This is a genomic window from Ornithinibacillus xuwenensis (assembly GCF_039614845.1).
GTDB classification, from domain to species: Bacteria; Bacillota; Bacilli; order Bacillales; family Amphibacillaceae; genus Ornithinibacillus; species Ornithinibacillus xuwenensis.
The window spans coordinates 727,286-740,934 of the sequence record NZ_JBDIML010000001.1; the positions used below are offsets into that span (position 1 = coordinate 727,286).

The 13,649-nt window shown below is 36.0% G+C and carries 15 protein-coding genes; all 15 read right to left on the bottom strand.

Annotated features, from left to right (window positions below; genetic code table 11):
• Positions 1 to 142: 142 nt before the first annotated feature.
• Positions 143 to 376 carry a YlmC/YmxH family sporulation protein gene (locus ABC228_RS04300; protein WP_345823848.1) on the bottom strand — a complete coding sequence of 78 codons (234 nt, stop codon included), beginning with the start codon at positions 374 to 376 and terminating at the stop codon, positions 143 to 145.
• 84 nt (positions 377 to 460) lie between these two features.
• Positions 461 to 1,681, bottom strand: coding sequence for a M16 family metallopeptidase (locus ABC228_RS04305; protein ID WP_345823849.1), 1,221 nt, complete (start codon positions 1,679 to 1,681; stop codon positions 461 to 463).
• Positions 1,682 to 1,704: 23 nt separating this feature from the next.
• Positions 1,705 to 2,658 (bottom strand): polysaccharide deacetylase family protein, encoded by a 954-nt coding sequence (locus ABC228_RS04310; RefSeq protein WP_345823850.1) that lies wholly within the window; start codon positions 2,656 to 2,658, stop codon positions 1,705 to 1,707.
• Between the two features lie 125 nt (positions 2,659 to 2,783).
• On the bottom strand, positions 2,784 to 4,898 hold the full coding sequence (gene pnp, locus ABC228_RS04315) for a polyribonucleotide nucleotidyltransferase (protein WP_345823851.1): 2,115 nt from the start codon (positions 4,896 to 4,898) through the stop codon (positions 2,784 to 2,786).
• Between the two features lie 121 nt (positions 4,899 to 5,019).
• Positions 5,020 to 5,289, bottom strand: a complete 270-nt coding sequence (gene rpsO, locus ABC228_RS04320) for a 30S ribosomal protein S15 (protein WP_090866595.1) — start codon at positions 5,287 to 5,289, stop codon at positions 5,020 to 5,022.
• A gap of 148 nt (positions 5,290 to 5,437) precedes the next feature.
• Positions 5,438 to 6,379 (bottom strand): bifunctional riboflavin kinase/FAD synthetase, encoded by a 942-nt coding sequence (locus tag ABC228_RS04325; protein ID WP_345823852.1) that lies wholly within the window; start codon positions 6,377 to 6,379, stop codon positions 5,438 to 5,440.
• A 20-nt stretch (positions 6,380 to 6,399) separates the two neighbouring features.
• On the bottom strand, positions 6,400 to 7,296 hold the full coding sequence (gene truB, locus ABC228_RS04330) for a tRNA pseudouridine(55) synthase TruB (RefSeq protein WP_345823853.1): 897 nt from the start codon (positions 7,294 to 7,296) through the stop codon (positions 6,400 to 6,402).
• An 87-nt stretch (positions 7,297 to 7,383) separates the two neighbouring features.
• Positions 7,384 to 7,728, bottom strand: coding sequence for a 30S ribosome-binding factor RbfA (rbfA, locus tag ABC228_RS04335; protein WP_345823854.1), 345 nt, complete (start codon positions 7,726 to 7,728; stop codon positions 7,384 to 7,386).
• Between the two features lie 45 nt (positions 7,729 to 7,773).
• A complete protein-coding gene (locus ABC228_RS04340) occupies positions 7,774 to 8,052 on the bottom strand; it encodes a DUF503 domain-containing protein (RefSeq protein WP_345823855.1) in 279 nt (92 codons plus the stop codon).
• The gene (gene infB, locus ABC228_RS04345; protein ID WP_345823856.1) at positions 8,049 to 10,211 is read right to left on the bottom strand and encodes a translation initiation factor IF-2; all 2,163 of its coding nucleotides are present in this window, start codon (positions 10,209 to 10,211) and stop codon (positions 8,049 to 8,051) included. Before infB ends, ABC228_RS04340 begins: the two co-directional genes overlap by 4 nt.
• 20 nt (positions 10,212 to 10,231) lie before the next feature.
• Positions 10,232 to 10,534, bottom strand: coding sequence for a L7Ae/L30e/S12e/Gadd45 family ribosomal protein (locus tag ABC228_RS04350; protein WP_345823857.1), 303 nt, complete (start codon positions 10,532 to 10,534; stop codon positions 10,232 to 10,234).
• On the bottom strand, positions 10,527 to 10,802 hold the full coding sequence (gene rnpM, locus ABC228_RS04355; protein WP_345823858.1) for an RNase P modulator RnpM: 276 nt from the start codon (positions 10,800 to 10,802) through the stop codon (positions 10,527 to 10,529). The genes ABC228_RS04350 and rnpM overlap by 8 nt, the downstream gene beginning before the upstream one ends.
• Before the next feature lie 13 nt (positions 10,803 to 10,815).
• Positions 10,816 to 11,916, bottom strand: a complete 1,101-nt coding sequence (gene nusA, locus ABC228_RS04360) for a transcription termination factor NusA (protein WP_345823859.1) — start codon at positions 11,914 to 11,916, stop codon at positions 10,816 to 10,818.
• 17 nt (positions 11,917 to 11,933) lie between these two features.
• Complete coding sequence (rimP, locus tag ABC228_RS04365; RefSeq protein ID WP_345823860.1) at positions 11,934 to 12,404, bottom strand: ribosome maturation factor RimP; 471 nt, start codon at positions 12,402 to 12,404, stop codon at positions 11,934 to 11,936.
• Between the two features lie 326 nt (positions 12,405 to 12,730).
• The gene (locus ABC228_RS04370) at positions 12,731 to 13,606 is read right to left on the bottom strand and encodes an STAS domain-containing protein (RefSeq protein ID WP_345823861.1); all 876 of its coding nucleotides are present in this window, start codon (positions 13,604 to 13,606) and stop codon (positions 12,731 to 12,733) included.
• Positions 13,607 to 13,649: the final 43 nt, after the last annotated feature.

Sequence of the window (13,649 nt, forward strand, 5' to 3'; positions counted from 1 at the left end):
AAAATCTTGATTCCAATAAATCCTTTATATACTTAAAGCATTTTCTTTATAGCTTATGTGGATATAGGCGGATAGTGAATGTTAGTTATTAAAAAGCAAAAAAAAGGCTAGTATCCGGTATACGGTACTAGCCACAATGTCTTTATTCAGCTTCAATCATAATCATGTCGTCACCAATCTTTTTAATCGAATTCCAGTGTATTTTTGCTACTGCACCTTCCTTTTTTAATCCAAACCATTTGTAATTAGGAAGGATAAAGGAACGTATTTGACCGGTATGTTCATCAATTTCTAAATCAGTTTGACCAAGAATACCTAGTCTTTTACCATGGGTGACATTTACTATTTCCTTACCACTAATATCATTATATCGCATATACAATCCCCCACATTTTCATCTTTGTAACAGTATATGCACAAAAAAAGAACCTATGTTTTTCAGCATAGATTCTTTTAACCATTAATTAACTTTTGGTGCTATTAAGGCAATGGATGGGTCCTGACTAAAGGTAAAATCAATCACTTGTTGTATCGTATCATGACTAACCGAATCAATTTCTTGAATCATCTCATCCAGTGATTTATGTCGTTTCAATAGTAACTCATTTTTACCATTTCTACTCATACGACTATTCGTACTTTCTAAACTTAGCATCAAACTTCCCTTTAATTGCTCCTTACTATTTCGCAATTCCTTATCCGTGAGTCCACTATCCACTAATGTCTTAACTGCGTTCTCAATTGTATCTTGAAGTAGTGGTAATTGCTCTTTTCCTGTACCAGCATAGATGGTTAGCAATCCATTATCTAAAAAGGATGAATGATACGAGAATACTGAATATGCTAAGCCACGCTTCTCTCTTACCTCCTGGAAAAGGCGAGAACTCATACTACCGCCTAAAACATTATTAAGAATGATAAGACTGTAAATATTTTCAGCACCAATCTGCAGTCCATTATATCCAATACATAAATGAGCCTGTTCGGTATCTTTATTTCGTTCAATAGAACCACCTAAAAAAGCAGGCTTCTGGATTGCAGGTCTTTGATAACTAGATTGATATGAGCCAAAATATCCTTCAATTTTCGTAATAAAATCTTCCTCTACATTCCCTGCAACAGAGATGACCACGTTTTCTGGTGTATAATATTCTTTTATGTAATTTCTTAACGTGTCTGGAGAAAATGACTTTAAATGTTCTTCTGTTCCTAGGATTGGGTATCCTAATGGATGTTGTCCATAGGATGCTCTCGCTAATAAATCATGAACGATATCATCAGGTGTATCTTCATACATTTTAATTTCTTCAAATACTACCTTTTTCTCTCGCTCCATTTCTTCCTGATCAAATGCGGAGTTAAAAAACATATCCGCTAAGATATCTAGCGCATGTTCTTTATGGGTATCTAAGACCTTTGCATAGAAGCAAGTATACTCCTTTGATGTAAATGCATTGACTTGACCACCTATTGAATCAAAGGCCTCAGCAATATCAGCAGCTGACCTAGTTTTTGTACCTTTAAAGAACATATGCTCAAGAAAATGTGAGATCCCATTATTCTCTTCATTCTCGTTTCTTGAACCAGTTAATATCCATATTCCAATTGTCACCGAGCGAACGGCTGGTATCTTCTCTAGTACAATTCGTAATCCGTTTTTACTAGTATGTTTTTCAATCAATATAGTTCCTCCTGTATAACAAGCTATCGATTTTCGGATAATAATTTTTCTATTGTTCCTATTTTATAGTCCTGCTCTTTAATTGACGTAATTAGAGTTGGTAATGCTTTGACGATTGATGGAGTAGGATGCATCAATATTGTTGCACCTGGATGAATTTTCTCCATTACTCGATTCATCATAACATTAACAGTAGGATTCTTCCAATCAATCGTATCTACTGTCCAAAGAATGGTGTACATATTCATATTCTCAGCCACATTTACAACTTCGTCCGAGAAACTACCACTAGGTGGAGCAAACCATTTTGGCGTTTTTCCAGTAATAGCATGAATAACTTCATTTGTATCTTGTATTTGTTTAAGAACTTGGTTATGACTCAATCGGGACATATCCGGATGATTATATGCGTGATTGCCAATAGTATGCCCCTGTTCTTGAATCATTTTCACATAATCTACATTTTCTTTTGCCCATTTTCCTTCTATAAAAAAGGTTGCTTTGACATTATGCTTCTTTAAAGTATCTAAAATATCGGGGATATACTCTGTCCCCCAGGAGACATTGATTAAGAAGGAAACCATTTTCTTCTCGGGATGTCCTCGATATATAGGAGCAGGTTCTAAATCATCTAACGAAACTTTAGGAGAAATTTGGTCATACACGAATAGTTCCTCAATAAAACTACCTGCTTCCTTCATACGTTTATAGGAAGCAACAACATCTACCTTCTGACCATTTCTACCAGGCGTTTTTTTCCAAACTGAATCTATGTACGCATTCTTTGCATCCTCGTTAAAAGAAGTGCTTCTTTTCACAATCTCTTTATAAAGTGGATCTTCTTTCATGTTCACTACTTCTATCTGCGAAAATACTGTTTGATTATCGTTCTGAAAAGGGTTTTGATCTATATTAAACGATATCATCACAATTATTATAAATACGATAAAATGTATATAATTCCGATAGCTTTTCATATCATCACTCCTCCTTTTCATTTATATGAATAAGGAGGACAAGATATGAAATGATGTTTTTATGTTTGCTTCATTTTGAAGCTAATAAGTAAAAAAGAAACTGGAATTCCAGCTTCTTGTGGGTACTACAGTGTTGATTTTTCTGCCTTTTCTTTTTGTTCTTTAAGAACCGCTTTTCGAGAAAGGTTAACACGACCTTGATTGTCTATATCTTTTACTTTGACCATGATTTGGTCTCCAATTTTGACAACATCTTCAACTTTATTCGTGCGTTCTTCTGCTAGTTCAGATATATGAACTAATCCATCTTTCCCTTTAAAAATCTCGACAAAAGCACCAAACTTCTCAATACGTTTAACTGTTCCTAAATAAACTTGTCCAACCTCAACCTCGCGAACTAAGTCTTCGATAATTTGTTTTGCTTTATCGTTCATAGCAGTGTCCGTAGATGAAATAAAGATACTTCCATCCTGCTCAATATCAATTTTCACACCAGTTTCGTCAATGATTTTATTGATTTGTTTTCCGCTTGGCCCAATAACATCACGAATCTTATCTGGATTTATAGCCATTGTTAGAATCTTCGGCGCATAAACAGAAAGCTCTTTTTTAGGTTCATTGATTGTTTGTAACATCGAATCGAGAATTTGCATACGACCTTTTTTCGCTTGCGTAAGTGCTTCTTCTAAAATTTCTTTTGAGAGACCATCAATCTTAATATCCATTTGTAGGGCTGTTACACCTTTTGCTGTCCCAGCTACCTTAAAGTCCATATCTCCTAATGCATCTTCCATCCCTTGAATATCAGTAAGAATGGTGTAATCATCACCGGACTTCACAAGTCCCATTGCAATTCCTGCAACTGGGGCTTTAATCGGAACACCCGCATCCATCATAGCTAGTGTACTAGCACAGATACTTGCCTGTGAAGTTGATCCGTTTGACTCTAATACTTCAGATACAAGGCGAATTGTATAAGGGAAATCTTTTTCAGATGGAACAACTTTTTCAAGCGCTCTCTCTCCTAAAGCACCATGACCAATTTCACGGCGTCCTGGTCCTCTTATTGGACCTGTTTCACCGACACTATATTGCGGGAAATTATAGTGATGCATGAAACGCTTCGACTCTTCTAAATCTAATCCATCTAAGATTTGCACATCACCAAGTGCTCCTAGTGTACAGATGCTTAATGCCTGTGTTTGACCTCTAGTAAACAATCCGGAACCATGTGTTCTCGGAAGAACTCCTATCCGAGAAGAAAGTGGACGGATTTCATCAATTTTACGGCCGTCTGGACGAATTTTTTCCTTGGTAATTAGGCGTCGAACTTCTTCTTTCACCATTTTATCTAGAATAGATCTTACTTGTGAAATATGTTCTGACTCTTCTTCTTCATATTTTGCTAACACTTGTGATTTAACTTCACTTATAGCTGACTCTCTAGCATGCTTTTCTTTCACTTGTATTGCTTCTAATAATTGTTCTTTAGCTTCTGCTTCCACTTTTTCTTTTATGTCCTGATCTAACTCAAATAACACAACTTCGGATTTTTCTTGACCAATAGCTTGTACAATTTCTTCTTGGAAAGCTACAAGACGTTTTATTTCTTCATGGCCAAACATAATCGCCTCAAGCATTACTTCTTCAGGAACTTCCTGTGCACCAGCTTCCACCATGTTAATGGCATCTTTTGTACCTGCAACGGTTAATTCAATATCACTAACTGCTTCTTGTTCTACACTTGGATTGATGACAAATTCTCCATTAACTCTACCGACATGTACACCCGCAATAGGTTGCTCAAACGGTATATCGGATACTGAAAGTGCAATTGATGATCCAACCATAGCTGCAATTTCTGTAGAGCAGTCCTGATCCACACTCATCACCGTACTGATTACTTGAACTTCGTTTCGGTAACCATCCGGAAATAAAGGTCGAATTGGACGATCAATTAATCGTGATGCTAATATTGCCTTTTCACTTGGTCTTCCCTCACGCTTTATAAATCCTCCAGGAATTTTACCTACAGCATATAATCGTTCTTCATAGTTAACCGTAAGTGGAAAGAATGGTAAATCTTTAGGTTCTTTTGATGAAGTTGCTACGGCTAATACAGATGAATCTCCATATTGCACCATACAAGCTCCATTTGCTTGTTTTGCTAGCTCTCCGATTTCAACGGTAAACTTTTTACCAGCTATCTCTGTGGAGAATACATGTTTCTCTTGTGCCATTATTCTTAGTACTCCTTTCATTAAAGCATTCTTTTCTATATTTTATAGCTTATAGACAGTAATGTAAATTTTATGTATGCTATAAACGTGAAAAAAAGCAGGATTACTCCTGCTTTTCAAATTATCTACGTAATCCAAGTTTTTTAATTAACTCGCGATAACGTGTAACATCTTTATTACGTAGGTAGTTAAGTAAGTTACGACGCTTACCTACCATTTTCAATAGACCACGGCGTGAATGGTGATCTTTTTTATGAACACGTAAATGTTCGTTTAATGTAGTGATTTCTTCTGTTAGTACAGCGATTTGTACTTCAGGAGAACCAGTATCATTCTCATGAACTTTGTATTCATTGATAATTTCATTCTTACGTTCTTTTGTGATAGCCATCTTGGGTTACCTCCTAAATTTTTTTGATATCCCCTGTCCCCTAGCAATCGTCGGAGTTACGATTTGCCAAGCGAAGGTTGTAACTGTTATATCGTACATCTTTTTAATAAGAAATGCAAGTGATTTCTAGATAAATCAAAGCAATCCACTAAACAAGATTGCTAAAATATTCCCGAATGATGCTTTCATCTTCTTTTATCTTCTCAATGAGCTTTTCTACATTATCAAATTTTTCCTCATCTCGAACAAATTTATACCATTCTAGTATTAATTCTTCCCCGTATAAATGGTTATGATAATCTAAAATATTTACTTCTAGTGATAAATCTTTACGGTCGGCTGTAAATGTAGGATTAATGCCTAAACTTCCCAGACCATCATATGTAGTATCACCAATAGTTACACGAACTGCATAGATACCCGGCTTTGGTAATAATGCATCCTCATCATAGTTAATATTGGCAGTTGGATAACCAATCTTTCGTCCACGCTTATCCCCTTCAATTACAATACCACTAGTGGTCAATTGTCTCCCTAACAATACATTTGCCTGTTCCACGTCACCAATTTCTAACAGGTTTCTTATTTTTGTTGAGCTTATCTTCTCATTATGTAACGAGACCTTCTCAACTATTGAATGGCTGAATTCACCTCTCGAATGCTCACCGATTACTTCCATATTTCCTTTACCTTTGTGTCCATAAGAAAAGTCAAACCCTGCAACAACATGTTTAATATGCAGCCCAATGATAAAATGATCAATAAAATCTTGTGGAGATAAAGCCGATAGCTCTTTATCAAATGTAATCAAATATAACCGATCTACTTCCATCTCTTCTAAAATTTCTTGTTTTTCTCGTAAAGGAGTAATGTATTTTACCTGGTGGTTATTCTTAAGAACGACAGATGGATGCGGATAAAATGTAATAACAGCACTTTCCATGTTGTGATGTTTTGCTTCTGTTACTGCTTGTTTTATAACAGTTTGATGCCCTCTATGTATCCCATCAAAGAAGCCTATTGCAGCTACGGTTTCTGGTAGTTGTTCTCTACTTAATTCATGCGGGTATGTCAACTTTATTGTTTTCATATTTTTCACCTACACTCTTCTTACTCGCTAAAAACGCGAATCGGTTTTATCTCGTTAGAATTCTCAGGGTGTATTTGATAGATTGCTAATAACTGACTGCCATGCATTACTTTAAAAGGACTTGTATGTACAAAATTCTCCGGCTTATTCAATTTTTGTCCGAATAGAACCTTTTGCTTCGTATCTTTATCCACATGAATACTATTTAAATGTGTCAATCCACGTGTAATTGGCAATAAAAGTGTATGCCCTAATTCTTGGTGACAGGCTTCTTCAATTGCATGAAAGTCAACGGTGTCTTTTCGGTTGATGGAGCCGGTTTCTTCCCGAACCAGATTAGACATATGTGCAGGGTAGCCTAATTCCTTGCCAATATCAACACATAATGTTCGGATATATGTTCCTTTTGAACAAATCACTTGGAATTTTATTACGTTATCCTTTTGTTTTGGGGTAGGAAGAAAAGCAATCGCATGGATTGTAACCGTACGCTTTGGCCGTTCTACTGTTTGATTTTGTCGGGCATATTCGTAAAGTCTTTTTCCATCCACTTTTACAGCCGAATACATCGGTGGAACTTGTACAATCTCACCCATAAAAGATTGTAACACGTTTTCTATTTCTTGTTTAGAGGGAAATTGTGTAACGCTTGCTTCTTCAATTATGGCACCCTGGTCATCCTCTGTTTCTGTTGAAGTACCAAGCTTTAGCTCTGCAATATATTCCTTCTTCGTGTCCGTTAGAAACTGTACGATTTTTGTAGCTTGTCCAATACATATAGGGAGAACGCCTTCTACTTCTGGATCCAAAGTTCCCGTGTGTCCCACTTTTTTTGTTTTATATAATCTTCTTACTTTCATCACACAATCATGAGATGTCATACCTTTTGGCTTCCAAAGCGGCAGAATACCATCCATATTAAAACCTCCAAAGTTCTACTACACCTATTGCCTTAATAAAAATCTGGCCCATTGAGCCAGATTTTTATTAAAGAGATTATTCAATTATTGCTTGTTTATATCACGCAAAATCGTTTCAATTCGATTACCATAGTCAAGTGCTTCATCGAATTCAAAATTAATTTCAGGTGTCTTTCGTAACCGGATACGATTTCCAATCTCAGAGCGGATAAATCCCTTTGCTTTTGCTAAACCAAGTAAAGTATCCTTCTTCTTCGATTCTTCTCCAAGAACAGAAATATATACAGTTGCTTGCTGTAAGTCACCAGTAACCTCTACATCAGTAATTGTAACAAAACCAACTCGTGGGTCTTTAATCTTTCGAGTCAAAATCTCACCGAGTTCCTTTTTCATTTGCTCTGCTACACGATTTGCACGTAGATTACTCATCTCCATCACCTCTTTGTTCGAAACACATACGCCTTACCTTTACACTCATACAACATCCATGTTTGTAATGGTTCTTTCCAATTCGGAATACGTATCAATCACCCGAAGTACCTCCTGCATTACCTGTTCACCATGAGTTCGTTCATTTGTAATGGTGACTACACCTAGCTTAGTACGTTGCCATAAATCATGATAATCCAATTCTGTCACAGACACATTGAAATCATTTCGAAGTCTGGCAATTAGACGCTTAATTACAGAACGTTTCTCTTTTAATGAGTGTCCATCATATAGCATGCATTCAACTTCAAGTGAAATTATCATTTACGTTCAATTTCCTCCATGACGTATGCTTCAATAATGTCGCCTTCTTTAATATCATTATAATTCTTAATGGTTATCCCACATTCATAGTTTTGCGCAACTTCTTTTACATCATCTTTGAAGCGTTTCAGTGCGTCAATTTCTCCTTCGAACAGTACAACACCATTACGAATTAATCGAATTCCTGCGTCTCTTGTAATTTTACCATCTGTCACATAGCTACCAGCAATAGTTCCGACTTTCGAAACCTTGAATGTCTCTCTAACCTCCGCTTGACCAATAACTTTTTCTTCAAATTCTGGATCAAGCATACCCTTCATTGCTGCTTCAATTTCTTCAATCGCTTTATAGATTACACGATGTAATCGCACATCCACATTTTCAGACTCAGCAGAACTTTTGGCATTTGCATCAGGACGAACATTAAATCCAATTACAATTGCATTGGAAGCAGATGCTAAAATAATATCTGATTCTGTAATTGCCCCTACGCCTGTGTGAATAATTTTTATTTTTACACCTTCCACTTCAATTTTACGAAGAGAAGCTGCTAGAGCTTCAACAGAGCCTTGAACATCTGCTTTGATAATAACGTTAATTTCCTTCATTTCACCCTGTTTGATTTGGTCAAATAAATCATCAAGACTAACCTTAGTTTGCTCAGTTCTGTTTTCTTGTATGTGCTTTTGTTGACGAGCCTCACCAATTTGTCGTGCTTTCTTTTCATCATCGAATACTAAAAATTGATCGCCGGCCTGAGGAACATCATTTAAACCTGTAATCTCAACTGGTGTTGATGGACCAGCCTCTTTAACACGTTGTCCTAAATCGTTCACCATAGCACGGACACGACCAAATGTGTTTCCGACAACAATTGGATCCCCAACGCGTAATGTACCATTTTGCACTAAGAGAGTAGCTACAGAGCCACGACCTTTATCCAGCTGTGCTTCAATTACTGTTCCAGTAGCATTTCGATTTGGATTAGCCTTTAATTCTTCAACCTCAGATACAAGGACAATCATTTCTAGTAAGTCATCGATTCCTTCACCTTTAATTGCTGATAATTGAACAAAGATAGTGTCTCCGCCCCAGTCCTCAGGAACTAATTCATATTCCGTTAATTCCTGCATCACACGATCAGGATTTGCACCTTCTTTATCAATCTTATTAACCGCAATGATAATTGGAACTTCTGCTGCTTTAGCATGGTTTATTGCTTCAACAGTTTGCGGCATAACACCATCATCTGCAGCAACTACTAGAATTGCAATATCGGTAACTTGGGCACCACGTGAACGCATGCTTGTAAAAGCAGCGTGACCAGGCGTATCTAAGAAAGAGATTTTTTTACCATTTCGTGTAACCTGATAAGCACCAATATGTTGCGTGATTCCACCTGCTTCACCTTCTGTAACCTTTGTATTACGAATGGAATCCAGTAAGGTTGTTTTACCGTGATCGACGTGCCCCATAATGGTAACAACGGCAGGTCTTTCCACTAAATCAGCCTCATTATCCTCGTCAGTATATTTATCTAGGTCAGTATCTTCTAAAATAATTTCTTTTTCAACCTCTACTTCATACTCAGCACAGATTAGTTCAATTGCGTCGTCATCAAGGTCTTGGTTTTTAGTTGCCATGACACCCAGGAACATTAATTTTTTTATGATTTCAGATGCTTCTTTATTTAGCTTCCCTGCTAAATCACTCACAGTTAAAGTCCCACTATATTTAATTTCCTTAGGTGCTTCTTTTACAACCGGTTGCTGGGAATTCTGTGGTTGTTTATGCTTTTTGTTTTTTGGTCCCTTATTCTGTTGTTTGTTGTTATTGGGTTTTGGTTTATTGTTATTCATTTGTTTTTTATTATGTTGAACTTGTTGCTTTGTATTCGGATTCTTCGTTGAATTTTTAATTTGTTGCCCGTCGGAATTAGGTGTTTTTTTCTCATTATGACGAGGTTTATCAGCATTTCTTTCTAGTTTTTGGTCTTTCTTGTTTGCATTAAATTTACCATCTAACTTTGAAATGGCACTATCATCTATCGTAGACATATGATTTGTTACTTCTATATTATTTTCTTGTAAGAAATTAATAACATCCTTACTTGTGATATTTTGTTGTTTCGCATACTCATATACACGCATTTTACGCATATGTTCACCCCCGAATTTATTTACCCGAGTAACGACTTTAATTTATTTGCAAAACCATCATCTAATATTGCAATGGCTACTCTATGGGATTTTCCAATAGCATTTGATAATGTATCTCGATTATCGGCTACGATAATATAAGGAATATTATATGACTGACACTTATCTGTTAGCTTTTTCATTGTTTGGGGACCAGTATCATTTGCTATAAGTATTAATCTTGCTCTTCTTTTCTGTATGTCTTTTACAATCGTTTCTTCCCCAGTTGAACATTTGCCTGCACGAAACGCTAAGCCGATAAGATTTAAGTATTGATTATTCATTGTGATCCTCAACAAGTCTTCTTAATTCATCATAAATCGTCTGATCAATAGTAGCATTGAGCTGTCTACTTAACACGCCAGTTTTTTCTGCCTTATTTATCACTTGTAGATTTTTTGTTAAATAGGCCCCTCTGCCATTTTTCTTTCCTGTTGAATCAACAAAGACCTCTCCTTCTTTGTTTCTCACAACACGAATTAACTCTTTCTTGGGTTTCATTTCATTTGTAACGACACATTTACGCTCTGGAGTTTTACGCTTTTGCACCATATAAACCTCTCCCTTATTCGAATAAATCCTCTTCGAAATCTGCGTAATCTTCCTTTTCTTTATCAGATAATATTCCTTCTTCACGTGCTTCTGTTTCACTCTTAATATCGATTTTCCACCCAGTCAATTTCGCAGCAAGACGTGCATTTTGACCACGCTTACCAATAGCAAGGGATAACTGATAATCCGGAACGACAACTGTTGTTGATTTGTCTTCCTCATTTACTAGTACCTCAACAACTTTTGAAGGACTAAGTGCATTTGATACATAAACTATCGGGTCCTCTGACCACTCTACGATATCAATTTTTTCACCCTTCAATTCGTTTACAATCGCTTGAACACGTTGACCTTTTTGACCAACACAAGAACCGACTGGATCAATCTCAGGATCAGCTGCATAAACAGCAATCTTCGAACGATCTCCTGCTTCTCTAGCTACTGATTTTATTTCCACAATTCCATCATAAATTTCTGGAACTTCCATTTCAAATAAACGCTTTAATAATCCTGGGTGAGATCTAGAAATATAGATTTGAGGTCCCTTACTAGTATTTTCAACTTTTGTAACAAAGACCTTTAATCGATCATGTACTTGGTAGTCCTCTGTTGGCATTTGCTCTGCTTCTGGAAGCTTAGCCTCTATTTTACCTAAGTTAACATAGACAAATCTAGGGTCAATTCGTTGAATAATTCCTGTCATAACATCTTCTTCGCGATCTGCATATTCACTAAAAATCACACCACGTTCCGCTTCTCGAACACGCTGTGTCACAACTTGTTTAGCAGCTTGTGCTGCAATTCTTCCAAAATCCTTTGGTGTTACTTCTACTTCAATAACATCTTCTATATCATAATTTGGATTAATTTTCTTCGCTTCATCTAGCGAAATTTCTTGTTGATTATCCTCAACTTCTTCCACAACCGTTTTTCGTGAAAAGACTCTCATCGTTCCTGCATTTTCATCTAATTCCACACGAACATTAGTAGCTGATTTAAAATTTTTCTTATAAGCTGATATCAATGCAGCTTCTAATGCTTCTATTAATACTTCCTTATCAATACCTTTTTCTTTACCCAAATTCTCAATTGCATCAAACAATTGACTACTCATTTCCCTTTTTCCCCCTTTTATAGTACGACTGCTATTCTTGCCTTTGCAATTTTATCAAATGGAATTTCCACTTGCTTCTTTTGAGTTTTCAATTTATATTCAATCGTTACGGTATTGTTAGAAAAATCTACAAGAATACCTTCATAAACCTTTTCACCATTGATTGGCTCAAATAATTTGACATAGACATTTTTGTTCACGCTTTTTGTGAAATCTTCCGCTGTTTTTAAAGGACGTTCAACCCCTGGCGAGGAAACCTCTAAAAAGTAAGCTTCAGGAATGGGATCGACTTCATCTAATTTTTCACTTAAATGTTCCGACACTTCACCACACTCCGATATGTCTATACCGCCTTCTTTATCAATGTAAACACGTAGGAACCAGTTCTTACCTTCTTTTACATACTCGATATCAACTAATTCTAAATTCTTTTTTTCTAAAATCGGCTGCACTAATTCTTCTGTTGTTTTTACAACTTGAGAGCTCAAAGCTCACCATCCTCCTTTTAACTCTAGCTGCATTGCTATTTCTTATTATTGACAAACTCCTATAAATTAATTTAGGTATGTATCAATATAAAACCCTTGCCAATAAAGGCAAGGGATGTTTAAACAGAGTAGCAGATTACGAAGAAAGAGTGGGATATGCCCACTCTTTTGTCCGATGTTATCAGTACTTACTTCTAGAATATACCATAAGTTATTTAAGCATGCAAGGCATTCGGATAAAGTAAAACACGTCTCATTATTACCTATCAAGCCTTAGTAGTCCGTATGACTCTTTCCTTCTCTTACACGTTTCACTTAACAAGAACTCAACTATTATAGAAATCGATAAACGAGTTTGTGTTTCTGTTTGTATCTAATTTTAAATAGTCCTGAAGTGCTTTTTGAAGCGATGCTTTGGTAGTTGCTTTTGATCGAAAGTCCACATCATGCTTTACCATATTCCTTACTATTTCTGGACGTAAACCTGTTATCACTAATTCACACCCCATCATGTTCACGCCATCCAACAATTTCAAAAATAATTGGATAGAATCGCTATCCATTTCTGCAATGCCTGAAAGATCCATGATTAAAGTTTGAATTCGTCGTCTTCCTACTTCTAGCAATACCTTTTCTTCAATTATATTTGCTCGATTTGAATCGATTGTACCTATTAAAGGTAAAATGCAAACATCTGGTGTTATAGGAATTATTGGAACAGAAAGATTATTGACCAATTTTTGTTGTTTTTCAATAAGCTCATCCTTGTATTTTGAATAACTCATGAAAAATCCATTGGTAAAATGGTCGATTAAATCATTATAACGTATTGTTTCTTTGTAAAATATTTCACTGGTTTTTGTGGTGTTACCACATAAAACATCATATTGATTTAAAAACTCCCAGAGCGTTCGTCGAATTGACCGAAGCCATTCTAATTTAAAGCTCAGCGTCATCGCAAATTTTGCCCATAGAACCCCTTCTTTTCTAGCAAATTTGCTTACCTCTTCTTTTTCCTGATCAACTACTAATAGCACTAAGTGATGCGCGTTATCTAGCAAATTAATATTCCCAATTAATCGAATCTCGTTAATTTTATCACGTACATTGACCGCTACATCTAATAATCTTTTTTCAAATAATGACCGATTTAATACTAAGAATTCGTGTAAGTCTTCACTTTTTTCGAAATTTGACAACATATTCACTTCCTTATCCTATTGTGGTCAGAAAAGTATGTAATTT